The organism is Streptococcus sp. 27098_8_103 (genome assembly GCF_041432345.1).
In the GTDB taxonomy this organism is placed as follows: domain Bacteria; phylum Bacillota; class Bacilli; order Lactobacillales; family Streptococcaceae; genus Streptococcus; species Streptococcus mitis_BV.
Window position 1 is genome coordinate 22,532 of the sequence record NZ_JAPVZK010000017.1, and the last position, 25,969, is coordinate 48,500.

Genomic DNA, 25,969 nt, shown 5'->3' on the forward strand with positions numbered 1-25,969 from the left:
GGAGGACTTATGCCTGAATTACCAGAGGTTGAAACTGTTCGCCGTGGCTTAGAAAAATTGATTTTGGGTAAGAAGATTTCGAGTATGGAAATTCGTTATCCCAAGATGATTAAGACGGATTTGGACGAGTTTCAAAAGGAAGTGCCTGGTCAGATTGTTGAGTCAATGGGGCGTCGTGGAAAATATTTGCTTTTCTACTTGACAGACAAGGTCTTGATTTCCCATTTGCGCATGGAGGGCAAGTATTTTTATTATCCGGACCAGGTTCCTGAACGCAAGCATGCCCATGTTTTCTTCCAGTTTGAGGACGGTGGAATGCTTGTTTATGAGGATGTACGCAAGTTTGGTACTATGGAACTCTTGGCCCCTGATCTTTTAGAAGCCTACTTTATTTCTAAAAAATTAGGGCCTGAGCCAAACGAAGAAGAATTTGATTTGCAGGTCTTTCAAACTGCTCTAGCCAAGTCCAAAAAGCCTATCAAATCCCACCTTTTAGACCAGACCTTGGTTGCTGGTCTTGGCAATATTTATGTGGATGAAGTCCTCTGGCGAGCTCAGGTTCATCCAGCAAGACCTTCGCAAACTTTGACAGTAGCAGAAGCGACAGCCATTCATGACCAGACCATCGCTGTTTTGGGTCAGGCTGTTGAAAAAGGTGGTTCCACCATTCGGACTTATACCAATGCCTTTGGGGAAGATGGAACCATGCAGGATTTTCATCAGGTCTATGACAAGGCTGGTCAAGAATGTGTACGCTGTGGCACTGTGATTGAAAAAATCCAACTAGGCAGACGAGGCACCCACTTTTGTCCAAACTGTCAAAGGAGGGACTGATGGGAAAAATCATCGGAATCACAGGAGGAATTGCCTCGGGTAAGTCAACTGTGACAAATTTTCTTAGACAGCAAGGTTTTCAAGTGGTGGATGCCGATGCAGTCGTCCACCAACTACAGAAACCTGGTGGTCGTCTGTTTGAGGCTCTAGTTCAGCATTTTGGTCAAGAAATCATTCTAGAAAATGGAGAACTCAATCGCCCTCTCCTAGCTAGTCTCATCTTTTCAAATCCTGAGGAACGAGAATGGTCTAAGCGAATCCAAGGGGAGATTATTCGTGAAGAACTGGCTACTTTGAGAGACCAGTTGGTTCAGACAGAAGAGATTTTTTTCATGGATATTCCCCTGCTTTTTGAGCAGGACTACAGCGCTTGGTTTGATGAGACGTGGTTGGTCTATGTGGACCGAGATACCCAAGTAGAACGTTTAATGAAAAGAGACCAGTTGTCCAAAAATGAAGCTGAATCTCGTCTGGCAGCCCAGTGGCCTTTAGAGCAAAAGAAAGGTTTAGCTAGCCATGTTCTAGACAATAATGGCAATCTGGACCAGCTTCTTACTCAAGTGCGTATCCTTCTCGAGGGAGGTAAGCAATATGACAGAGATTAACTGGAAGGATAATTTGCGTATTGCCTGGTTTGGTAATTTTCTGACAGGAGCCAGTATTTCTTTGGTTGTGCCCTTTATGCCCATTTTTGTGGAAAATCTGGGTGTAGGGAGTGAGCAAGTCGCTTTTTATGCAGGTTTAGCTATTTCTGTCTCTGCTATTTCTGCGGCGCTCTTTTCTCCTATCTGGGGTATTCTTGCCGATAAATACGGTCGAAAATCCATGATGATTCGTGCTGGTCTGGCCATGACTATCACTATGGGAGGCTTGGCTTTTGTCCCAAATATTTATTGGTTAATCTTTCTTCGTTTACTGAATGGTGTATTTGCAGGTTTTGTTCCCAATGCAACAGCCTTGATAGCCAGTCAGGTTCCCAAGGAGAAATCAGGCTCTGCCTTAGGTACTTTGTCTACAGGTGTAGTTGCAGGCACTCTAACTGGTCCTTTTATTGGTGGCTTTATCGCAGAATTATTTGGAATTCGTACGGTTTTCTTACTGGTTGGTAGTTTTCTGTTTTTAGCTGCTATTTTGACTATTTGCTTTATTAAGGAAGATTTTAAACCAGTAGCCAAGGAAAAGGCTATTCCAACAAAGGAATTATTTACATCGGTCAAATATCCTTATCTTTTGGTCAATCTCTTTTTAACCAGTTTTGTCATCCAATTTTCAGCCCAATCGATTGGCCCTATTTTGGCTCTTTATGTACGCGACTTAGGGCAGACAGAGAATCTTCTTTTTGTCTCTGGTTTGATTGTGTCCAGCATGGGCTTTTCCAGCATGATGAGTGCAGGAGTCATGGGTAAGCTAGGTGACAAGGTGGGCAACCATCGCCTCTTGGTTGTAGCCCAGTTTTATTCAGTTATCATCTATCTCCTCTGTGCCAATGCATCTAGTCCCCTTCAACTAGGACTCTATCGTTTCCTCTTTGGCTTGGGAACCGGTGCGCTGATTCCTGGGATTAATGCCCTACTCAGCAAAATGACTCCCAAAGCCGGCATTTCGAGGGTCTTTGCCTTCAATCAGGTATTCTTTTATCTGGGAGGTGTCGTTGGTCCCATGGCAGGTTCTGCAGTAGCAGGTCAATTTGGCTACCATGCAGTCTTTTATGCGACAAGCCTTTGTGTTGCCTTTAGTTGTCTCTTTAACCTTCTTCAATTTCGAACATTATTAAAAGTAAAGGAAATCTAGTGCGAGTAAAAATTAATCTCAAGTGCTCCTCTTGTGGCAGTATCAATTACCTAACCAGTAAAAATTCCAAAACCCATCCAGACAAGATTGAGGTTTTAAAGTATTGTCCCAAGGAAAGAAAAGTAACCCTACATCTTGAATCTAAGTAGATTTTATGGTAAAATAATAGGGATTTTAAGGAGTTTGATATGTATAACCTATTATTAACCATTTTATTAGTATTATCTGTTGTGATTGTGATTGCGATTTTCATGCAACCAACCAAAAACCAATCCAGCAATGTATTTGATGCCAGCTCAGGTGATTTGTTTGAACGCAGTAAAGCACGCGGTTTTGAAGCTGTAATGCAGCGTTTGACAGGGATTTTAGTCTTTTTCTGGCTAGCCATTGCCTTAGCATTGACGGTATTATCAAGTAGATAAGAAAATAATGGGCAGGACTAGGTCTTTGCCTCTTTTTATTTTTAAAGGATGTTTGAAAAGGTTTTACAGTAAAAGAAAATTAAAAAATCTAGAAAGAAAATATGAAAGATAGAATAAAAGAATATTTGCAAGATAAGGGAAAGGTAACTGTCAATGACTTGGCTCAGGCTTTGGGAAAAGACGGTTCCAAGGATTTTCGTGAGTTGATTAAAACCTTATCCTTAATGGAAAGAAAGCACCAGATTCGTTTTGAAGAAGATGGTACTCTGACCTTAGAAGTTAAGAAAAAACATGAGATTACTCTCAAGGGGATTTTTCATGCCCATAAAAATGGCTTTGGTTTTGTCAGTCTAGAAGGCGAGGAGGACGACCTTTTTGTAGGTAAAAACGATGTCAACTATGCTATTGATGGCGATACTGTTGAGGTTGTCATCAAGAAAGTCGCTGATCGTAACAAGGGAACAGCGGCGGAAGCCAAAATTATCGATATCCTAGAACACAGTTTGACAACTGTTGTCGGTCAAATCGTTCTAGATCAGGAAAAACCTAAGTATGCTGGCTACATCCGTTCGAAAAATCAGAAAATCAGCCAACCGATTTATGTAAAAAAACCAGCCCTTAAACTGGAGGGAACAGAAGTTCTCAAGGTCTTTATCGACAAATACCCAAGCAAGAAACATGATTTCTTTGTCGCGAGTGTTCTAGATGTGGTGGGGCATTCAACGGATGTCGGAATTGATGTTCTTGAGGTTTTGGAGTCTATGGACATTGTCTCAGAATTTCCAGAGGCTGTTGTCAAGGAAGCAGAAAGTGTGCCTGATGTTCCGTCTCAAAAGGATATGGAAGGCCGTCTGGATCTAAGAGATGAGATTACCTTTACCATTGACGGTGCTGACGCCAAAGACTTGGACGATGCGGTGCATATCAAGGCTTTAAAAAATGGGAATTTGGAGCTCGGTGTTCACATCGCAGATGTTTCCTACTATGTGACTGAGGGGTCTGCCCTTGATAAGGAAGCCCTTAATCGTGCAACTTCTGTCTATGTGACAGACCGTGTGGTCCCAATGCTTCCAGAACGACTGTCAAATGGTATCTGCTCCCTCAATCCTCAAGTTGATCGCCTAACCCAGTCTGCCATTATGGAGATTGATAAACATGGTCGTGTGGTCAATTACACCATTACACAAACGGTAATCAAGACAAGCTTCCGTATGACCTATAACGATGTTAATGATATTCTAGCTGGCGACGTGGAAAAGAGACAAGAATATCAGAAAATTGTCCCTAGTATCGAACTCATGGCCAAGCTTCATGAAATTTTAGAAAACATGCGTGTGAAACGTGGAGCTCTCAATTTTGATACCAATGAAGCTAAGATTTTAGTGGATAAGCAAGGTAAGCCTGTTGATATCGTTCTTCGTCAGCGTGGTGTTGCCGAGCGCATGATTGAGTCCTTTATGTTGATGGCCAATGAAACAGTTGCCGAGCATTTCAGCAAGCTGGATTTGCCTTTTATCTATCGAATTCACGAGGAGCCAAAGGCTGAAAAGGTTCAGAAGTTTATTGATTATGCTTCAAGTTTTGGTTTACGAATCTATGGAACTGCCAGTGAGATTAGTCAGGAGACCCTCCAAGACATCATGCGTACTGTTGAGGGAGAGCCCTATGCGGATGTATTGTCCATGATGCTTCTTCGCTCTATGCAGCAGGCTCGCTATTCGGAGCACAATCACGGCCACTATGGACTAGCAGCAGATTACTATACTCACTTTACCAGTTCGATTCGCCGTTATCCAGACCTCCTTGTTCATCGTATGATTCGTGATTACGGCTCTTCTAAAGAAATAGCAGAGCATTTTGAACAAGTGATTCCAGAGATTGCGACCCAGTCTTCCAACCGTGAACGTCGTGCCATTGAGGCTGAACGTGAAGTCGAAGCCATGAAAAAGGCTGAGTACATGGAAGAATACGTAGGCCAAGAGTACGATGCTGTTGTATCAAGTATTGTTAAATTCGGTCTCTTTGTTGAATTGCCAAATACGGTTGAAGGCTTGATTCACATCACCAATCTACCTGAATTTTATCATTTCAACGAACGTGATTTGACTCTTCGTGGGGAGAAATCAGGAACAACCTTCCGTGTAGGGCAACAGATTCGTATCCGAGTTGAAAGAGCTGACAAGATGACGGGTGAAATTGACTTCTCATATATCCCAAGTGAGTTTGATGTGATTGAAAAAGGCTTAAAACAGTCTAATCGCAGTGACAAAGGGCGTGGTTCAAATCGTCGTTCAGATAAGAAGGAAGATAAGAGAAAATCAGGACGCTCAAATGAGAAGCGCAAGCATTCACAAAAAGACAAGAAGAAAAAAGGAAAGAAACCTTTTTATAAGGAAGTAGCTAAGAAAGGAGCCAAGCATGGCAAAGGGCGAGGGAAAGGTCGTCGCACAAAATAAAAAGGCGCGCCACGACTATACAATCGTAGATACGCTAGAGGCAGGGATGGTCCTGACTGGAACTGAAATCAAGAGTGTACGAGCAGCTCGAATCAATCTCAAGGATGGCTTTGCCCAAGTAAAAAATGGAGAAGTCTGGCTGAGCAATGTTCATATCGCTCCTTACGAAGAGGGCAATATCTGGAACCAAGAACCAGAACGTCGTCGCAAACTCCTGCTCCATAAGAAACAAATTCAAAAATTGGAACAAGAGACTAAGGGAACAGGTATGACCCTGGTTCCCCTTAAGGTCTATATTAAAGATGGCTATGCCAAGCTCCTTTTAGGACTTGCCAAAGGGAAGCATGACTATGATAAACGGGAGTCAATCAAACGTCGTGAGCAGAATCGCGATATTGCGCGCGTGATGAAAGCTGTTAATCAGCGATAAAAAGAGGGAATGAAAATGGAAAAACTAGTTGCCTATAAACGCATGCCTTTGTGGACTAAAGAGACCATGTCAGAGGCTGTTCAGCAGAAACACAATACCAAGGTTGGGACTTGGGGCAAGATTACTGTTTTAAAAGGAACTCTCAAGTTTATTGAATTGACAGAGAATGGGGAGGTTCTAGCTGAACACCTATTTGAAGCAGGGGCCGACAATCCCATGGCACAACCACAAGTCTGGCACCGAGTGGAGGCTGTAACAGACGATGTAGAATGGTATTTGGAATTTTATTGTAAACCTGAGGATTATTTCCCTATAAAATACAATACCAATCCGGTTCATTCAGAGGTCCTAGAGGCAATGCAGACAGTAAAACCAGGGAAAGCTTTGGATTTGGGCTGTGGTCAGGGCCGTAACTCTCTCTTTCTTGCACAGAATGGTTTTGATGTGACAGCTGTAGATCAAAATGAATTGGCCCTTGAAATCTTACAAAGCATTGTTGAGCAGGAAGATTTAGACATGCCTGTTGGTCTTTACGATATCAATTCAGCTAGCATTGGGCAAGACTATGATTTCATCATATCGACAGTTGTTTTGATGTTTCTGCAAGCAGATCGCATTCCTGCAATTATCAAAAACATGCAGGAGAAAACCACTGTTGGTGGCTACAATCTTATCGTTTGTGCCATGGATACGGAGAATTATCCTTGCTCAGTGAACTTCCCATTTACTTTTAAGGAAGGGGAACTGGCAGACTATTATAAGGACTGGGAATTGGTTAAGTACAATGAAAATCCAGGCCATCTTCACCGTCGCGATGAGAATGGCAATCGTATTCAACTACGCTTTGCGACCATGCTAGCTAAGAAAATAAAGTAAATAAGAATGAAGATCTGGAAATTTCCGGATCTTTAAAAAAATGCTAAATGTTATAAAAAAATAATATTTCTGACAATATAATTTTTATTCCAAGAAACTCTATAATAATAGAATAAAATCATTTTTATGCGTATATATATATATATATACGCATAAAAGACTGTAATGGATTAAAAAATATGAAATAGGAGTTATTGAATTATTAGAGTAAAAGTGTATTATAAGATGTGATACAAATATTTATTTTGGAGGAAATTAGATGTTTCATAAGGGTAAATACGATCGTGAAAAGCAATTACGTTTTTCTATTCGTAAGGTCAGCTTTGGTGCAGCTAGTGTCGCAGTAGCTGCATTGTTCATGTTTTTAGGAAATGGAGCAGTATCTGCTGCGGAGCAAGGGGTGCCTTCAACTAATGGGGAGACTCAAGCACTGCAACCTAAAGATCAGAATGCCCAGAATGGGACCTACGAAGGGAACACAGTAACCACTAATCCTGCTGCAACAGTAGAGACAAATACTCAACCTTCAACAGTTGAAAAAAGTCCTTCTCCAGAATCAGCACCTCAGAAGGTGGAGACTCTAGATAAGAAAGAATTAACAGATTTAATCAAAGAAGTTGATGGAAAGTTTGCTAAAGGAACATATTCTACTAAGACAGAAGAAAGCGCTAACAACCTTAGATCTGTCTTAGAAGAAGCAAGAACAGTTTTGAGTAATGCAAAAACACAAGCAGAATTATCACAAGCACATGCAAACTTAATTGTAGCAACAACAAAATTACAAACAAAACCAGAAGAGAAAAAAGAAGCACCAGCAGTAGACACGACAAATGGAAAAGCTACTGTAGGTATTAAAGCAACAAATACTGAAAAATCTTCAGAATCTAACTCTATTGCAAACTCAGGTTCTAAAGATGAACGTAATGGAAAGGCTTTGGATACAAATAATCCATTCCGTACGGATGCAGCTACTACGGATACAGATCCTGCTGCTAATCAAACTTATACAGCGCCTGCAGCAGATGCAGATTTAAATACTTTAGTTAAAGCATTATTAGCATTAGATCCTACAGTTGAAAATAACACAAAACTTTCACAAAATATGGATAGTTTAGGTGATAGTAAGGAAGTAGCAAAAGGTGCTGTAAAAGAAATTGATGAATTCGGAGGCTGGAAAGCAGTAGGTGGTGGTAAATTTGCCATTGCTAGAAAAACTGAAGAAGATGTGTATCCTCTTGAAACAATCAATTCAACACTTGATGATACAGTTTGGTTGCAAGAACAAGCATTGGATAGAAGAACAGAGTACACTTTACTACTTTCAAAGAGTATAACTAGAAAAAATCGAAATGAAGCAGCTTGGGATAGTAGTGCATATCAACCAACTAGAGTAGCTAGTGGAGTTACCAAGAATGTTGCTGGATATAACGGGATTGAAAAAACATTTACAGCTTATTCAACTTTATATGGTTCAGATGTAGTAGTTAAGTTTAAACCTGGTTATGTTGGAGATAGTGATGGTTTTAAAGCTAACTATAAAGTTCAAGTCTATAGTATTACAGGAAATCAAGAGAAATTAGTATATGAAACAACTTTTGATCCTTCAAAAGATGCAAATGATGCCCAAAAAATTGTTACAAAAGCAACGAATGGAAAAAATAACTCTAAAATTCGAATTTCTAATACACCAAATAGCACTACAATAGATAGTGGAGTAGATCATACTCGACGTGTAGATTTTATTGAAAAAAGTGCAGCAGAAAAGTTAATGGCAAAACCTGGAAATAAACCAAATGGAGCGGCTGGGACATTTACTAGTAAGCCTATTGCATTACCTAAAGGTGCAGATCATTATAAAGTTAGAATTTCTTTAGCAAATCAAAATCGTACCGGTATGAGTTATCAAGCATGGGATGAAAAATATTCATTACCTGTTACGGGATTAGATTTTTCGATTGCTCAAGATACAAGTAATGTAGCGAAAAATCTTTTACAAAGAATTTACTATAAGTTAAAAGCAACTGAAACAGCAGATACAGATGGAAAGACAAATGAAACAAAAGCTGCGTATTTAGCAGAATTAGAAAAAGTTAAGACACTTGTAACGAGTACGGATGTTAAGAAGACAGCAGAATATAAAGAAGCTTTAGAGTCAACTTTATCGAAACAATTGGCATTAAGAGTTGATAAAACAGAGTTAAGAAATTCAAAAGAAGTGTTAAGTACCTTAGTAACAGCAACAGATCCAACACCTGGAAAAACAGCAGATAGTGCTACTGCTTATAATGCAGCAAAACAAGAAGCGATTAAAGCTATTGAAGCAGCAAAAACAGTTATCGATAATGAAAATGCAACTGTAGCAGAGGTTAGAGATGCTTTAGCAACAGTAAATGCCAAAAAAACAGCTTTACAACAAGCCAAAGATGGTTTAATTGAAGCAGCAACTCCTGAAGAAAAAACAAAATTACAAACGGACTCTGATTCATTGAAGAAAGCTGATGAAACAGGTAAAACACCAGAAAGTATCGCAGCATATGACAGAAAATATGAAGAGTTTAAAGCACAATTAGAAGCTGCCAAAACAGAAGCTGCAGCAGTATTAGCAAAAGAAAATAATGCATCTAAAACAGAAGTTCAAGCAGCTCAAGCAAAAGTAGATGCTGCAAAAGCGGAATTAACAAAAGCTGCAGAATTATTAGTGAATAAAGCAGACAAAACAGAGTTAACAAAAGCAAAGGAAGCGTTAAGCACTTTAGCAACAGAAGCAGATCCAACAACAGGAAAAACTGCAGATAGTACAAAAGCGTATAACGATGCGAAAACAGCTGCACAAGAAGCAATTAAAGAAGCAGAAACAGTAATTAATGACGAAAATGCAACACCAGAACAAGTGACAGCAGCTTTAAATAAAGTTAATGAGAAAAAATCGGCATTGGAAACAGCGAAACAAGCTTTAGTAGAAGCTGCAACAGCAGAAGAGAAAGCTAAATTAAAATCAGATGCAGATTTATTAACAAAAGCTGATGAAACAGGTAAAACACCAGATAGTATCGCTGCATATGAAAGAAAATATGAAGAAATAAAAGCACAATTAGAAGCAGCAAAAGCAGAGGCAGACAACGTTTTAGCAAAAGGCAATAATGCAACAAAAGAGGAAGTTAAAGCAGCTCAAGCAAAAGTAGATGCAGTGAAAACGGAATTAGAAAATGCTAAAAATCTACTTGTAGAAGCTGCAACTACAGAAGAAAAAACAAAATTAAAAACAGATTCTGATGCATTGAAAAAAGCAGATACAACTGGTAAAACAGCAGATAGTATTAAAGCATATGGAGCAGAATTTGAAAAATTAAAAGCTCAATTAGAAGAGACAAAAGCAGAAGCAGACAAAGTTTTAGCAAAAGGCAATAATGCAACAAAAGAAGAAGTTAAAGCTGCTCAAGAAAAAGTGGATGCAGCAAAAACAGCTTTAGATAAAGCAGCAGAATCATTGAAAGATCTTGATAGAGATGCTGCTAAAAAAGAAATGGCAGATGCCGCTAAAAAAGCCACGGATGCTATTGAAGCTAGTACTAGCTTAACGCTAGAACAAAAGGCGGAAGAAAAAGCAAAAGTAGCTAAAGAAGCAAAAGATGCAACAGATGCTATTGATAATGCAACAACTGAAGAGGGTATCAACTCTGCAAAAGAAAATGGAAAATTAGCTATCGAAAAAGAAGCAGCAATTTCAGCAATTAAAGCGACAAAAGAAGCTAAGTTGTCCGAAATTGATAAGAATACTAGCTTATCCGATGACGAAAAAGCCGTAGCCAAAGCTTCGGTAGCTAAAGCAGCTACCGAAGCAGTAGAAGCCATTAAAAAAGCAGATACACAAGCCACAGTAGAAGCAGCCCAAGCCAAAGGAGAAACAGCAATCAAAGCAGTGAATCCAGTCGGCAAAGAAAAAGCGTTAGATGCGATTCAAAAAGCTGCAGAGGAAAAAATTGCAGAAATCGATAAGAATGCTAAATTATCATCAGAAGAAAAAGCCGCAGCCAAAGCAGAGGTAGCTAAAGCAGCAATTGAAGCAGTAGAAGCTATCCAAAAAGCAGAAACGCAAGAAGCTGTAAATACAGCCCAAGCCAAAGGCGAAGCAACAATCAAAGCAGTGAATCCAGTCGGCAAAGAAAAAGCCTTGGAAGCAATTAAAGCGACAAAAGAAGCTAAGTTGTCCGAAATTGATAAGAATACTAGCTTATCAGATGACGAAAAAGCCGCATCCAAAGCAGAAGTAGCCAAGGTAGCAATTGAAGCAGTAGAAGCCATCCAAAAAGCAGAAACGCAAGAAGCTGTAAATACAGCTCAATCAAAAGGCGAAACAGCGATTAAAGCAGTGAATCCAGTCGGCAAAGAAAAAGCGTTAGATGCGATTCAAAAAGCTGCAGAAGAAAAAATTGCAGAAATCGATAAGAATGCTAAATTATCAGCTGAAGAAAAAGCCGCATCCAAAGCAGAAGTAGCTAAGGCAGCCATCGAAGCAGTAGAAGCTATCCAAAAAGCGACAACACAAGAAGCTGTAAATGCAGCCCAAGCCAAAGGCGAAGCAGCAATCAAAGCAGTGAATTCAATTGGCAAAGAAGCTGTAAATGAAGCTAAAGCAGCGGTAGAAGCTGCTGCAGCTGAAAAAATTGCAAGTATTAAAGCAAATCCCAACTTATCAGCTGAAGAAAAAGCAAAAGCAATTGCTGAAGTTGAACGCTTAAAACAAACAGCATTAAATGCCATTGATAAAGCAACAACAAAAGTTGAACTTGATAAAGCTTTACGTACTTTCTTATATCAGTTAGATTTAGAATCATTAGTTTATGATCGCCCAACTTTCGAACTTGAAGCATACATCCAAGCATCTATTACTGGAGTTGTAAAAGTTGAACGTGGAAAAGCCATTACTCAAGCTGATATCATTTCAAAACTAAGCTTACCAGAGAATGTTACAGTGATTAGCATAGACTTACCTGATACAAATACATTAGGTGATAAGTTTGCTACAGTAATGTTAAGATTACCAGATGGAACAGAAGTAACTGTAAAGGTACCGGTTAGAGTTGTTGCTTCACAAAATGGGGATTCTAAACCAGAAACTGCTCTTCCAGATTATGGTAGAAATAACGGATCTACTAACACTGAAGCGACAGTGGATAAAGCGAAGTTAGAAGGCGCTATTCGTCAATTAGATGAACTAATTATCCAAGAATCAGCTAAGTTTGATGCAGAAACTGCACAAGAAGCGACTGGATTATTAGCAGAAGCTAAAGCAGTATTTGCCAATGCAAAAGCAAGTCAAGCAGAAGTGGATGCAATGGTGAAACGTATAGAAGACTTCATGGCGAAAGTTGCTCCATCAACTGATCATGCAACTCCAGCTAACGACCAGGCTGCTCAAACACCAGCTACAACTCAAGCAGCAGCAAATGCTAGTCAAACAGCATCAGCACAAGCAAATACACGTACAGTGGCAAAAGAATTGCCAAATACAGGTACAGCAGATTCTGTAGTATCTATGGTAGCAGCTGCCGCAAGTGCATTACTTGGTCTTGGTCTTGCAGGTCGTCGTCGTAAAGAAGATGAAGAATCTTAATTGGTAGATTGTTTGATAATTATCAGATGGTAAATCCGATTTTCAAAGCTTAGACAAGTACCTCTCATAAGAAAATCTCCTAGCAGGAAAGTCTGCTAGGAGATTTTTCGTTAATTATAGTATAGTGAAATGAAACTGGAAAAGTACGATATAAATTCTTAACTATTGTTAGAAATTTGATTTTATAGCAGATTAAAACTAGTATAGTATACAACTGCTACTAAAATATTTTTAGAAATTAATTTGATTCACCTAATAAAATTGTTCATATCTTATTTCAATTAATTATAATTTCTCAATCAATTTGCTTATATTTTATTTCGATTTACTATACTTTTTTCTATAATTAAAAATACGATTATTAATTTTTACGAATAATATAGAAAAGGAGGGAAATCATGTTTGTTGCGAGAGATTCTAGGGGAGAATTGGTAAATGTGTTAGAGGATAAGCTTGAGAAGCAAGCATACACCTGCCCAGCTTGTGGAGGTCAGCTCCGTTTGCGTCAAGGACCAAGTGTCCGGATCCATTTTGCCCACAAAACCTTAAAAGACTGTGATTTTTCCTCTGAAAATGAAAGTCCAGAACATCTGGAAAATAAGGAAGTCCTTTATCACTGGTTGAAAAAAGAGGCCGAGGTGCAATTAGAATACCTGCTTCCAGAGCTTAAACAGATTGCGGATGTATTTGTAAATGGCAATCTAGCTTTAGAGGTTCAATGTAGTCCCTTGCCTCAAAAAGTTCTTAAAGAGCGTAGCGAGGGCTATCGTAGTCAGGGTTACCAAGTACTGTGGTTGCTGGGAAAAAAACTGTGGCTCAAGGAGCGTTTGACTCGTCTACAACAAGGTTTTCTCTATTTCAGTCAAAACATGGGCTTTTATGTTTGGGAATTAGACAGTGAAAAACAAGTTTTAAGACTCAAATACCTGATTCACCAAGATCTCCGAGGTAAACTCCATTATCAGATTAAGGAATTTCCCTATGGTCACGGTAGTTTACTGGAGATATTACGTTTTCCCTATAAGAAACAAAAAATATCTCATTTTACAGTTTCTCAGGACAAGGACATCTGTCGTTATATCCGGCAACAACTGTACTATCAAAATCCCATTTGGATGAAAGAACAAGCAGAAGCCTATAAAAAGGGAGAAAATCTCCTGACTTATGGGCTAAAAGAATGGTATCCACAAATTCGACCACTAGTAGGTAATTTTTGCCAAATTGAGCAAGATTTGATTCGCTATTATCTGTATTTTCAAACCTATTATCAAGAAAATCCTCAAAATGATTGGCAAATGCTCTATCCACCAGCCTTTTATCAGCAATATTTCTTAAAAAATATGGTAGAATAGAAAGGATGGAGGAATCTAATGGTATTACAAAGACATGAAATAAATGAAAAAGATACATGGGATCTATCAACGATCTACCCAACTGACCAGGCTTGGGAAGAAGCCTTAAAAGATATAACAGAACAATTGGAGACAGTAGCCCAGTATGAAGGCCATCTCCTGGATAGTGCGGATAGTCTACTCGAAATTACTGAATTTTCTCTTGAAATGGAACGCCAAATGGAGAAGCTTTACGTTTATGCTCATATGAAGAATGACCAAGACACACGTGAAGCCAAGTACCAAGAGTACTATGCCAAGGCCATGACTCTCTATAGCCAGCTAGACCAAGCCTTTTCATTCTATGAGCCTGAATTTATGGAGATTAGTGAAGAGCAGTATGCTGACTTTTTAGAAGCTCAGCCAAAATTGCAGGTTTATCAACACTATTTTGACAAGCTTTTGCAAGGCAAGGATCACGTTCTTTCACAACGCGAAGAAGAATTATTGGCTGGAGCTGGGGAAATCTTTGGTTCGGCAAGTGAAACCTTCGCTATCTTGGACAATGCGGATATTGTGTTCCCTTATGTTCTTGACGATGATGGTAAGGAAGTTCAGCTATCTCATGGGACTTACACACGTTTGATGGAGTCTAAAAATCGTGAGGTTCGTCGTGGTGCCTATCAAGCCCTTTATGCGACTTATCAACAATTCCAACACACCTATGCCAAAACCTTGCAAACCAATGTTAAGGTGCAAAACTACCGTGCCAAAGTTCGCAACTACAAGAGCGCTCGTCATGCAGCCCTAGCAGCCAATTTTGTTCCAGAGAGTGTTTATGACAATTTGGTAGCAGCAGTTCGCAAGCATTTGCCACTCTTGCATCGCTATCTTAACCTTCGTTCAAAAATCCTGGGAATTTCAGACCTCAAGATGTACGATGTCTACACACCACTTTCTTCTGTTGAATACAGTTTTACCTACCGAGAAGCCTTGAAAAAGGCAGAAGATGCCTTGGCAGTCTTGGGTGAGGATTACTTGAGCCGTGTCAAACGTGCCTTCAGCGAGCGTTGGATTGATGTTTACGAAAACCAAGGCAAGCGTTCAGGTGCTTACTCTGGTGGTTCTTACGATACCAATGCCTTTATGCTACTTAATTGGCAGGACAATTTAGACAATCTCTTTACCCTTGTTCATGAAACAGGTCACAGTATGCATTCAAGCTATACTCGTGAAACGCAGCCTTATGTTTACGGAGATTATTCTATCTTCTTGGCTGAGATTGCATCAACTACCAATGAAAATATCTTGACGGAGAAATTATTGGAAGAAGTGGAAGATGATGCAACGCGCTTTGCTATTCTCAATAACTTCCTAGATGGTTTCCGTGGGACAGTTTTCCGTCAAACTCAATTTGCTGAGTTTGAACACGCGATTCACCAAGCGGACCAAAATGGAGAAGTCTTGACAAGTGATTTCCTAAATAAACTCTACGCAGACTTGAACCAAGAGTATTATGGTTTGAGTAAGGAAGACAATCCTGAAATCCAATACGAGTGGGCTCGCATTCCACACTTCTACTATAACTACTATGTATACCAATATTCAACTGGCTTTGCAGCAGCCTCAGCCTTGGCTGAAAAGATTGTCCATGGTAATCAAGAAGACCGTGACCGCTATATCGACTATCTCAAGGCAGGTAAGTCTGACTATCCACTTAATGTCATGAGAAAAGCTGGAGTTGATATGGAGAAGGAAGACTACCTCAACGATGCCTTTGCAGTCTTTGAACGTCGTTTAAATGAGTTTGAAGCACTTGTTGAAAAATTGGGAATGGCATAAGATGGTTGAATCATATAGTAAAAATGCCAACCATAACATGCGTCGCCCTGTCGTCAAGGAAGAAATTGTAGACTTGATGCGTCAGCGCCAAAAGCAGGTCACAGGATCTTTGAAAGAATTGGAAGACTTTGCCCGCAAGGAAAATATTCCCATTATTCCCCATGAAACGGTTGCTTATTTCCGTTTTCTCATGGAAACCATACAACCTAAAAACATTCTAGAAATTGGGACGGCCATCGGGTTTTCAGCCCTCTTGATGGCAGAACATGCGCCAAAGGCAAAGATTACAACCATTGACCGCAATCCAGAGATGATTGGATTTGCCAAGAAAAATTTCGCCCAGTTTGACAGTCGCAAGCAAATTACGCTCCTAGAAGGAGATGCGGTAGATGTCTTATCTACCTTGACAGAGTCCTATGATTTCGTCTTTATGGATTCAGCCAAGTCTAAATACATCGTCTTTCTGCCAGAAATCCTCAAACATTTGGAAGTCGGTGGTGTGGTTGTTTTGGATGATATTTTCCAAGGTGGTGATGTTGCCAAGGATATTATGGAAGTCCGTCGTGGCCAGCGAACTATTTACAGAGGACTTCAAAGACTATTTGATGCAACCTTAGACAATCCAGGACTCACCGCAACACTAGTACCTCTGGGGGACGGAATTCTCATGCTTCGTAAAAATGTAGCAGACGTTCAATTGCCTGTTAGCGAATGATTTTCAGAATAATTTAAGAAAATATAGTAAAATAGATAGGGTAACACTTATCTCAAAGGAGTAGACATGAAGAAAAAACTATTGGCAGGTGCCATTACACTATTATCAGTAGCAACTTTAGCAGCTTGTTCCAAAGGTTCAGAAGGAGCAGACCTTATCAGCATGAAAGGAGATGTTATCACAGAACATCAATTTTATGAGCAAGTGAAAAGCAACCCTTCAGCTCAACAAGTCTTGTTGAACATGACCATCCAAAAAGTATTTGAAAAACAATACGGTTCTGAAGTAGATGACAAAGAAGTCAATGATACTATTGCCGAAGAAGAGAAACAATATGGTGAGAACTACCAACGTGTCTTGTCACAAGCAGGTATGACTCTTGAAACACGCAAAGCTCAAATTCGTACAAGTAAATTGGTTGAGTTGGCAGTTAAGAAGGCAGCAGAAGCTGAATTGACAGATGATGCCTATAAGAAAGCATTTGATGAATACACTCCAGATGTAACGGCTCAAATCATTCGTCTTGATAATGAGGATAAAGCGAAAGAAGTCCTTGAAAAAGCTAAAGCTAGTGATGCAGACTTTGCTCAATTAGCCAAAGATAATTCAACTGATGAGAAAACGAAAGCGAATGGTGGAGAAATCACCTTTGATTCTGCTTCAACAGAAGTACCAGATCAAGTTAAAAAAGCAGCTTTTGCTTTAGATGTAAATGGTGTTTCTGATGTGATTAGTGTTACTGGAACACAAGCCTACAGCAGCCAATATTACATTGTGAAACTCATTAAGAAAACAGAAAAATCATCTAATATCGATGACTACAAAGAAAAATTGAAAACTGTTATCTTGACTCAAAAACAAAATGATGCATCATTTGTTCAAAGCATTATAGGAAAAGAATTGCAAGCAGCCAACATCAAGGTTAAAGATCAAGCCTTCCAAAATATCTTCACTCAATACATCGGTGGTGGAGATTCAAGCTCAAGCAGTTCTTCAAAAGAATAAAACAGAATGTCTCTTTGTCAACTGTAGTGGGTTGAAGAAAAGTTAATCTCTAGAAAGGACAAATTTAGTCCTTTCTTTTTTGGTTTTTTCTTCATCCTAACAAAAATATATAATTTTAGATATTGACATTTAAAAAGAATGACCTTCATCTGGCTAGAGAACCCATATAGTGGTATAATTTAAGAAACATAATGAAAATGACTTTAGTTTAGCTGGATTAATCGTTTTGGGTATGAATACAGAGGGGAAAAGATGGATATAGATAGAACTATTTCAGTACAGATTCAAGGTTTGTTGGTTTTTGAAAGTCCTCTTCATCATGATGAGCGTGGCTATTTTTTAGAGAATTGGCGAAAAAAAGATTTAGTTGCAAATGGGGTGCCAGAATCATTCTTTCATCATAAACTTCAAAATAATGTGTCTGTTTCAAATCAGGGAGTTATCAGAGGGATGCATTGTCAGGGCTATGAAAAATTGATGACAGTAGCATCTGGAACCTTTAAAATGATTTTTATCGATCTACGGATAGATTCTCCAACTTACAAATCTGTAGATGTGATAGACGTCAAACCTGGTAGGGCTGTTTTTGTCCCTGGTGGAGTTGCCAATGGAGCACAATCGCTGGTTGATAATGGAATATTGAATTATTTAGTTGCTGACTACTATGATCCACATAAAAACTATCTAGGAATTACACCACTAGACAAAGATGCTCATTTGTTGTGGGATTCTCTTTTAAAACCAATCATTTCTGAAAAAGACCAAGCTGCTAAAACTTTTAAAGAAGTTCTTGAAATAATTGAATCAAGCAAGAAGAAAGTTGCCTTAATAGGTTCAACAGGTGCAGTTGGGAAAGTTTTATTTGATACATTAAGGAAGCAATCTGATATTGATTTAAGTTGTTTCAATAGAAATAGTATTGAAGACGCTTTGAAAGGTTTTTATGATGTGGTGATTTGTACCGCTCCGTCATCAGAAAAATTATTAACTAATTTAGGTTTGAAAAACGATGATTCAGAAATAGAGACATTATTAAATGTCCTAAAAAACATTCAGACAGGTCATATGATTTTAGTGTCTACGAAGTCTGTATTTGATAGTGGTATCAGATATAGCGCTATTCATCAAAAGATTTATAATAGCGTGATTGAAGCTCACAAAAATTGCAATACAATTTATATTATGGACACCTTATATGGAAAAACGCTGAAAAAGGGCTTTATCAACGATTTACTCTCTAGACAATGGACTTATATTTCAAATGATATTGTTTTGGACAAGCCTGAGTTAGAAAAATATTATAAAAAAGTAAATGATCAGTTGTGGGTTTTACTAGAGCCTCTTCCAGATGAACTGTTGAGGGATTTAGAGCCGATTTCTGATATTTATCCTGATGAGATGTGCTATCAAGTAACAGCAATAAATGATTTGGCTCGTCATCTAGTATCGAATTTAAATAGGATTGATGGAGTGAAATTGGGTATCGATAATTCTGAAATTTTTACAGGTAGACAAATAAAGAATTTATTAAAAAATCCTGACGCTTCTACTTTGGGACAATACTTTACAAAGCAAAAAGGAGATTCTAATCTTGAAAATTTACGAAAATAATAGAGGTTTTCAACTAGGAAATTTGCTCTATCTTCTACTACAAGCGCATAGAGATCGGATGATGGGCTATGAGGAAAGTTATGTCTTACGAACAGGATATTTTCAGTTTGCCCAAACCTTTTTTCCAAAAACCGCTGTCTTATTTTCAAAAGCAAATGGTACCGAATTAGAAGATTTTGGTTATTTTCAAGAAGCAGGTGTTGACTATTCTTCAGAAGAATTGGACTCTTTTTGTAGAGAGTATTTGATTGAACCAGTGGTAGCAGCTTCCGCTCGATTTGAAGAGAAAAATGTGACCATTGCCATTAGAAGAACGGATTTTCTCAATGAACGAAATAGAAAAAATTACGGTTATAATTCTCAGTTGTATATCGGTTCTTGTTTAGACAAGATAGCAGCAATTGAAGGGGATAAATTCCAACAGTTAACCATCCGAATTACTTCAGACGATGTTACCTGGTGTCGCGAAGAATTGGTACCTTTTCTCCATTCTCAGTATCATTTTGAAAACCCGATTATAGTTGAGGAGCAGGATATTCAAGACAACTTTTTACAGCTATATAGTTGCAATAAGTATTTTATTTGTCCCAATTCGACCTATTGTTACTGGGTAGGCTATATTTTAAGATTAACAAAGCCTTTTGTAAAAGTGTTTGTTCCTGATTTTAATACTTTACTTGAACAAAATGGGAAACAAATTGCAGATACAAGAGACTGGGAAGTTGTAAGTGTTGACCGTACTGGATTTGAGTAAAATGTGTTAAAGGAAAAATAGATGAAATATAAAAATATCGTTGTGACTGGTGGAGCTGGTTTCATTGGTTCAAATTTTGTGCGATACCTAAAAGAGACTTATAAGGATATTCAGATTACGATTTTGGATAATTTGACTTACGCCTCTTCGTTGAAAACCATCGAAGATTTACTGGATGACAGAGTAGGTTTCCATAAACTTGATATCGCAAATGACTTGGAATTAAGCAAACACATCGATGAACAAGTTGATTTGATTGTTCATTTTGCAGCGGAATCTTTTAATGATAAGTCTTTGCACGACACGTCTATTTTTGTGAAAAGTAATATCGTCGGTACGCACAATCTTTTAGAGTTAGCTAGAGAGTATGATATCCGTTTCCACCATATTTCAACAGATGAGGTTTATGGGGACTTTCCATTAGAAAGTAAGGATAAATTTACTGAACAAACGCAGTACAATCCGAGTTCTCCCTATGCCGCTACAAAGGCCTCTGCGGATTTATTGGTAAAAGCATGGGTTCGTTCTTTTGGAGTCAGGGCTACAATTTCCAACTGCTCAAACAATTATGGCCCCTATCAAAATCCTGAAAAATTTATCCCAAGACAAATCACCAATCTTTTAACTGGTCAGCAGGCAGTTCTATATGGAGCAGGGCTTAACATTCGTGACTGGATTCATGTGAAAGATCATTGTCGAGCTATCGACACCATTATTGATAAGGGTGTGATTGGTGAGACCTACTTGATTGGGGTAAATAATGAGCGTACGAATATCGAAGTTTTACAGAAAATCTTGTTGCAGTTAGGAAGATCTCAGGAAGATTTTAAGTATATAGCAGATAGACCAGGACACGACCTTCGTTATGGAATTGATGCTAGTAAATTGTATACTGAATTAGGTTTTACACCTCTCTACGTGGATTTTGATAAGGGATTAAAAGAAGTTATCCATTGGTATCAAGAACATGAAGCTTGGTGGCAAGAGATGATTGCGCAAAAGCAAGATGCTAAGTAAGAGTTTGTAAGGATTTTATGAGGAGGTAAATGTGGAAAATATCATTTTTTGTTCTTCCCCATTTCAAGTTTTAGTCGCAAAGGAAGTTGTTCAGACTGTTTCAGAAGATTTTATCGGGATTTATCTAAAGATGTCAAATGATGCGAGACAGATTTTTTATGCTGAACGGATGGCAGAATTTTGTAAGGAAGTCATTGTTTTAGAAGGAAAGACAGTCTTGAATGATATTCAGGAGGTTTTGAAAGACAAGTCAATTCGCAATCTCTATCTAGCAAGTTTAGATAATCCCGTGGCTCTTAGTATCTTTAATCCTAGCACAATGAGTTTGTACACCTTTGATGATGGTAGTACTTCCATTGTACCTCTCAATCGCTATACACAAAATTTTGAGAGGGGAATTCCTTATACAAACTTTACCTTGAGAGAGGTTATGTCTTTGTCAAATAGACATTATACGGTATTTGAGGACTGTATCCTCTTCCCAAAAGAGAAGCAGGTTTTTCTAAAGCTTCATCTTGAACCAAGTCATTTTCATAGGGCTAAAAATGGTAAGAAAATAAGCATTTTTCTGGGGCAATTTTTAGGCTCTCTCCTTTATCAGGAAGATTTGGAAATTACCCAAAAATTGACTGCTAAAGTTTTAGATGAGCAGAGGATTGATTATTACTATCCCCATCCTAGAGTACCTTTGAATCCCTATCAAGATAAATTGAAAGAAACTAGATTTTGCTTTGAAGAAGAAATTTATTTTTTACTGGAGGAGTATGAGTTCGTTGAAGTACATGGTTTTTACTCAACCTCGCTTTTGATGGTCAAAAATATAGAGGGCGTATCAGTGCATGGGTATCGGACTTTTTTAACAACTCATGAATCAAATGTTTTTGCAAAACGAGGTGTTCCTTATCAAAATCTGTCTCAATCAGACACACCTGTTGATATTATTATGCCTGTCTATAATGGGGCTGAAACCATTAGTCAAACGATTGATTCTGTTTTAAATCAAACCCACCAAGCATTTCGACTGCTAATTGTGGATGATGGCTCGACAGATAATACAGAGGAAGTATGTAAGCCTTATCTAGTAGATGAACGAGTACAGTATATCAGGGAAAGTCATAAAGGGATTTCAGAAACTTTAAATCGTGGAGTCAGCCTGTCTCAAACAGCTTATGTAGCCAGACAAGATGCAGATGATATTTGGATGCCCTGGCATCTAGACCTTCTCTTACATGAATTGGAAGAAAATCCACAAATAGATCTTATAGGAGCCAGAGTTATAGCTGAAGAGGATGAGATGACTGATAAAATGGAACGAAACCCGAAACATGGTTTATCAGGGGAACCATTGTGGTTAGAGCTTGCCTACCGAAATGTCTTTAATCATTCAACCGTCATTTTTAAACGTTCTGCCTATGATGAGGCAGGAGGCTATGATGCTAAGTGCGATGGATTTGAAGATTGGCATTTGTGGTCTAGAATAGTTACAAAGGAGAATGCTTCAGTTTTGAATATAGTAACAACCTACTATCGTTTATCAGAACGTTACAAACGTGGCATGACTTTTCGTGCGAGACTAGCAAGAAGTCGTGGTTTAAGATTGGAGGATGTATTAAAATAAACCATGGTTAAAGTATTTACAATTAAAGAAGCAGTTCCTGTAAGTTCTTATGGTTTTGAAAGAAGTCAATTAGCACGTCAGGAAATCTTTAAAAGTTTAGAGGTAGAACAGGAACTTGTTTTAACAAATTTAGAGAATTTTGTACCAAATTTTGTTGAAACCCTTGAAAATCTTGGATTTGAAAATTTTTACCATGTCATTTATGATCAGTCAGATCTAGCTAGACAGAAACCCAGTGTAAAAAAAGAATTTGTAGAAGAGCTAAAGGGTATCGTTAGAGTTGAGTCTACAAATGAAGGGTATGTTGGTCTTATTCGCTATCAAGATGGAAGTATCGAATGTTATACCTCTCAACTATTGTATCGATATTCTCATCAAGAAAAGTTATTCACTCTTTATGATAGTAAAGGAGAATTACTCAAAGGGGATGTGAGTGAAAATTACCATTCTTATCAAAATCTAAGAAGTGGTGAAACCTATACCCAATGGCAGTTAGTCAGTCTCTATCTAGCTAACAATTCTACAGTCGAAGATCGCTTTATCATCGATATGGTTAATGAATATCCTCTTCAATTGAGGAAGTTCTTCCAAAACACAGGTCGTACCTTGTTTGCATATACTCATTACAATATTTTAGACCCTCAAATGAAGTTTGTCTTACAAAACTGGTGTCAAAATTTAGTTGCAAGCCCCGTTTTGGAAGAGCGATTAGGATCTAATTTGGTACGGTTCTTGCCTCCGATTTATGTAAAAGAGGGTATAGAAAAAGAGTACACTTCTGTAACAGATTGGTGTATTGTAGGTAACATGACTTTTTTGAAACGTTGTGAGTGGGCGATTAAGGCGTTTAGGGAGTTACCTGATAGTAAATTGACGATTTATGGAAATTTACCTGTAGGTTATACTGAAGAAGATTTACCTGAAAATGTTCAGTTTAAAGGATTTGTTGAAAATGTTCCTTATGAGAATCATGAGGGTTATATCTCTTGTTCTATGAGCGAATGTTTTGCAAATGCTGCTGTTGAAGCATCTTCATTTGGTTTAGTTTGTTTGCTTTCTGATGTAGATTTAGCACATAAATTTTATGCAAGTAAATGTGAAAATACTAGGGTATTTCGGACACCTAAAGAATTGAAATCTATACTATTAGATTATCGAAAGGGTGGATGCTTTAAATCTTCAAGGTTTTATTCTTGTTATACTAAAGACGATGTGTTAGAATTATATTGGTACTTGATTTTAGGTTAAGTATTTAAGAATTTATTAGCTAAAATATAGTAGTAAAGCCTTTGTCTTTCCGAAAGAAGTAGAAGGATTATATTTAATTTTAATATTATGAGGTAAAGAATGTTTAGAGACAATAAGCGTGAAATTTTTTCTTTCCGTAAGTATAAGAATGGTAGAACTGATTCAAAATTAATCGGTGCAACACTTCTTGCACTAGGTGTTGGTTTAGTTACAACAACACAATCAGTTTTGGCAGATGTTGTAAATGGTACAGGTGGAAGTGAGGTTGCATTGGTAGATAGTGTCGATAAGACAACTTCTGCAAATACAAATACATTTACAGATGATACTGATACTAGTAAAGTTGCTAAATTTGATGCAGTCTTGAATAAAGGTGTTGCTGAACCTACTAAAGCTAACGAAAATAAAGGTGACGCTGACGGTTCGGATGTGTTAACTGTTACTTCTGAGACTACTGTAAATTACAAGTTAGAAGAAGATAATTCACTTTTGAAAACAGAAACAGTAGCAACAGGTCAAGGAACAATTACAACTCCTTATGATAAAAAGGGTCTTGCCGCAGATACAGATGGTAAAGACTACCGTGAGTCAACTGCTGATAAAAGCGGTATTACCGTTTCTGAGGAAACAGGGAAACAAGATACTCTTGAATTGAATGGTAAAGTTTATGAGCGTACACGCTCTGAAGTTGAGGGTGCAGATAAAGCTAAGTATAGCAAAACTCAATTTAACGATATTGAAGCAAGTGTGTCCCCAGAAGGAATGCACAACAAACTAGGGGAAATTGATTATACAAAAACGACAGGTAAAGTTTATCTTGTCGAAGAAACTTCTGACGGTCACTACGGTAAGTTCGTAGAAACTGACGGGGTATCAAGCGATGAAGATGCTGTTTCTAAATGGAAAGCAGGTCTTGCAAACGCTAAAGACTTCACGAAAGCAAATGTAACTCTTCAAGAAGGTGACTCTATTCTTGTATTAGATAAAGATACTTATGCAGTGGGTAACTCTACAACTGTTAAGACTGTTAAAAAATTTAAGAGTCCAACTTTTGAATTAACTCCTGATACTCGTAATGATGAAGATGGCGACACGTTTGCTTCTCCTACTTTTACTATTCAAGGCTCTCAAGATCATAATGTTTCTGTTACAAAACTAGGACCAGACGGTCGTTTCAAAACAGGCGATGATGTGACTGAAACTACGGTTGCTACTTCAACAGTATTTGGATTTGACACTGAGGACTTTATCTATGAAGATAACCCTTACTTCCAATTAAGTCCTCGCAAAGAAGATTCAAGTCTACAGAATCCAACAGCAGCAGAAGCGCTTAAAAACAATAAGAGCTACCGTTATTTGTTTGATTTATTGGAATTTGCTAAAAAACAAGCTAATACTCCAGAAGAAGCGCAAAAAGTGGCAGAAGTAAAAGCTAGAGTAGATGCTTATTTTGAAGAACTTCCAGCTAAACTTAAAGCCATTGGTGCTGATGTTGTTTGGGTAAACAGTGGAGTACTTGCTAATTCTTATGCTTTTTATATTCCTACAGATCGTCCAATAGATGTTCCAGGTCTTCAAGAGTTACTTTCTCCAAATGGAAATTTAGGTAAAATTATTGAGACTCTAACTTTCAAAAATATTGAAAAACAAGAGTTTAGGGGTACTTCTACTTTAAGCACTACTACTATTGAAAAGTCTTATACAGTAGATGTTGAGGGTTCAATTTCTTTAACTAAAACAACAATTAACCATATTGAAGGCCAAGTTACAAGGGAACAAATTTTAGAGAACCTAGAAGATACAGGTACAACTAAAGAGGTTGCTACCGAACTTCTTAAGAAAGGTACAGTCAAAGTTAATGACGATGGTTCTATAACAATCACTTCTGTAGAAACTACACCAGAATATAAGTTTTTCCAAGGGGAGTCAGATAATAATGTCGAAGCAATTCCTGAAGGTGGGTATTACAAAGCTCAACCCGATAGTGGTATCGAGTTTATTTCTGCAACAGAAACTTCAAGTCACAACGAAACAACCTACAACAAACGTGAATTAATTACACCAATTCGTGCTTATAAGGTTGTAGCTGACGGAAATTCTACAGTAACTCACTACTACCGCGAGAAAAAAGCCCCTCTAAACGTTAACTACTATTTAGAGAACACAACAACTTCTTTAGCACCAAGTGAAAACCAAGTAGACTTACCAGTTAAGTCTGACTATAGAACTCAATCTAAAGAAATTCCGTCTAAAACTGAGGTTCAAGACTTACCAGAAAAGACCGTTACAACAGTAACTACTTATGAGTTAGTAGCTACACCAGACAATGCAAACGGTAAGATTGCAGAAGGTGGCACTACGGTAAACTATTACTACCGTGCAGTTGAAAAAGTGATTGAGGTAGC

General features: G+C 38.1%; 19 protein-coding genes. All 19 read left to right on the forward strand.

Annotated elements, in window-relative coordinates; all coding sequences use genetic code 11:
- The first annotated feature begins 9 nt into the window (after positions 1 to 9).
- On the forward strand, positions 10 to 834 hold the full coding sequence (gene mutM / locus O3599_RS06420; RefSeq protein ID WP_033684995.1) for a DNA-formamidopyrimidine glycosylase: 825 nt from the start codon (positions 10 to 12) through the stop codon (positions 832 to 834).
- Positions 834 to 1,439 carry a dephospho-CoA kinase gene (coaE, locus tag O3599_RS06425; protein WP_023947227.1) on the forward strand — a complete coding sequence of 202 codons (606 nt, stop codon included), beginning with the start codon at positions 834 to 836 and terminating at the stop codon, positions 1,437 to 1,439. The genes mutM and coaE overlap by 1 nt, the downstream gene beginning before the upstream one ends.
- Complete coding sequence (locus O3599_RS06430; RefSeq protein WP_023947226.1) at positions 1,426 to 2,625, forward strand: multidrug efflux MFS transporter; 1,200 nt, start codon at positions 1,426 to 1,428, stop codon at positions 2,623 to 2,625. Before coaE ends, O3599_RS06430 begins: the two co-directional genes overlap by 14 nt.
- The gene (rpmG, locus tag O3599_RS06435) at positions 2,625 to 2,774 is read left to right on the forward strand and encodes a 50S ribosomal protein L33 (RefSeq protein ID WP_001809104.1); all 150 of its coding nucleotides are present in this window, start codon (positions 2,625 to 2,627) and stop codon (positions 2,772 to 2,774) included. The genes O3599_RS06430 and rpmG overlap by 1 nt, the downstream gene beginning before the upstream one ends.
- Before the next feature lie 39 nt (positions 2,775 to 2,813).
- Complete coding sequence (gene secG / locus O3599_RS06440; protein WP_000282517.1) at positions 2,814 to 3,047, forward strand: preprotein translocase subunit SecG; 234 nt, start codon at positions 2,814 to 2,816, stop codon at positions 3,045 to 3,047.
- Between the two features lie 101 nt (positions 3,048 to 3,148).
- Complete coding sequence (gene rnr / locus O3599_RS06445) at positions 3,149 to 5,503, forward strand: ribonuclease R (RefSeq protein WP_371512324.1); 2,355 nt, start codon at positions 3,149 to 3,151, stop codon at positions 5,501 to 5,503.
- On the forward strand, positions 5,466 to 5,933 hold the full coding sequence (gene smpB, locus O3599_RS06450) for an SsrA-binding protein SmpB (protein WP_001051750.1): 468 nt from the start codon (positions 5,466 to 5,468) through the stop codon (positions 5,931 to 5,933). The genes rnr and smpB overlap by 38 nt, the downstream gene beginning before the upstream one ends.
- Before the next feature lie 15 nt (positions 5,934 to 5,948).
- Positions 5,949 to 6,809 (forward strand): SAM-dependent methyltransferase TehB, encoded by an 861-nt coding sequence (gene tehB / locus O3599_RS06455; RefSeq protein ID WP_247939230.1) that lies wholly within the window; start codon positions 5,949 to 5,951, stop codon positions 6,807 to 6,809.
- Between the two features lie 259 nt (positions 6,810 to 7,068).
- A complete protein-coding gene (locus O3599_RS06460; protein ID WP_371512327.1) occupies positions 7,069 to 12,423 on the forward strand; it encodes a DUF1542 domain-containing protein in 5,355 nt (1,784 codons plus the stop codon).
- Between the two features lie 398 nt (positions 12,424 to 12,821).
- Positions 12,822 to 13,775 (forward strand): competence protein CoiA, encoded by a 954-nt coding sequence (locus O3599_RS06465; RefSeq protein WP_000495920.1) that lies wholly within the window; start codon positions 12,822 to 12,824, stop codon positions 13,773 to 13,775.
- 18 nt (positions 13,776 to 13,793) lie between these two features.
- The gene (gene pepF / locus O3599_RS06470) at positions 13,794 to 15,596 is read left to right on the forward strand and encodes an oligoendopeptidase F (protein WP_000244089.1); all 1,803 of its coding nucleotides are present in this window, start codon (positions 13,794 to 13,796) and stop codon (positions 15,594 to 15,596) included.
- 1 nt (position 15,597) lies between these two features.
- Complete coding sequence (locus O3599_RS06475) at positions 15,598 to 16,311, forward strand: O-methyltransferase (protein WP_371512329.1); 714 nt, start codon at positions 15,598 to 15,600, stop codon at positions 16,309 to 16,311.
- A 66-nt stretch (positions 16,312 to 16,377) separates the two neighbouring features.
- Entirely contained in the window at positions 16,378 to 17,316 is a 939-nt protein-coding gene (prsA, locus tag O3599_RS06480) for a peptidylprolyl isomerase PrsA (protein WP_045597054.1), read from the forward strand.
- A gap of 252 nt (positions 17,317 to 17,568) precedes the next feature.
- Positions 17,569 to 18,927, forward strand: coding sequence for a dTDP-4-dehydrorhamnose 3,5-epimerase (locus O3599_RS06485; protein WP_261047674.1), 1,359 nt, complete (start codon positions 17,569 to 17,571; stop codon positions 18,925 to 18,927).
- The gene (locus tag O3599_RS06490; RefSeq protein WP_247947507.1) at positions 18,908 to 19,681 is read left to right on the forward strand and encodes an alpha-1,2-fucosyltransferase; all 774 of its coding nucleotides are present in this window, start codon (positions 18,908 to 18,910) and stop codon (positions 19,679 to 19,681) included. Before O3599_RS06485 ends, O3599_RS06490 begins: the two co-directional genes overlap by 20 nt.
- 21 nt (positions 19,682 to 19,702) lie before the next feature.
- Positions 19,703 to 20,698, forward strand: a complete 996-nt coding sequence (gene rfbB / locus O3599_RS06495; protein WP_247947508.1) for a dTDP-glucose 4,6-dehydratase — start codon at positions 19,703 to 19,705, stop codon at positions 20,696 to 20,698.
- A gap of 31 nt (positions 20,699 to 20,729) precedes the next feature.
- The gene (locus tag O3599_RS06500) at positions 20,730 to 22,316 is read left to right on the forward strand and encodes a glycosyltransferase family 52 (protein WP_247947509.1); all 1,587 of its coding nucleotides are present in this window, start codon (positions 20,730 to 20,732) and stop codon (positions 22,314 to 22,316) included.
- Positions 22,317 to 22,319: 3 nt separating this feature from the next.
- Positions 22,320 to 23,564 (forward strand): glycosyltransferase family 4 protein, encoded by a 1,245-nt coding sequence (locus tag O3599_RS06505; RefSeq protein ID WP_371512332.1) that lies wholly within the window; start codon positions 22,320 to 22,322, stop codon positions 23,562 to 23,564.
- A 99-nt stretch (positions 23,565 to 23,663) separates the two neighbouring features.
- Positions 23,664 to 25,969: MucBP domain-containing protein (locus O3599_RS06510; RefSeq protein WP_371512334.1), on the forward strand; the 2,306-nt coding region annotated here is incomplete at its 3' end.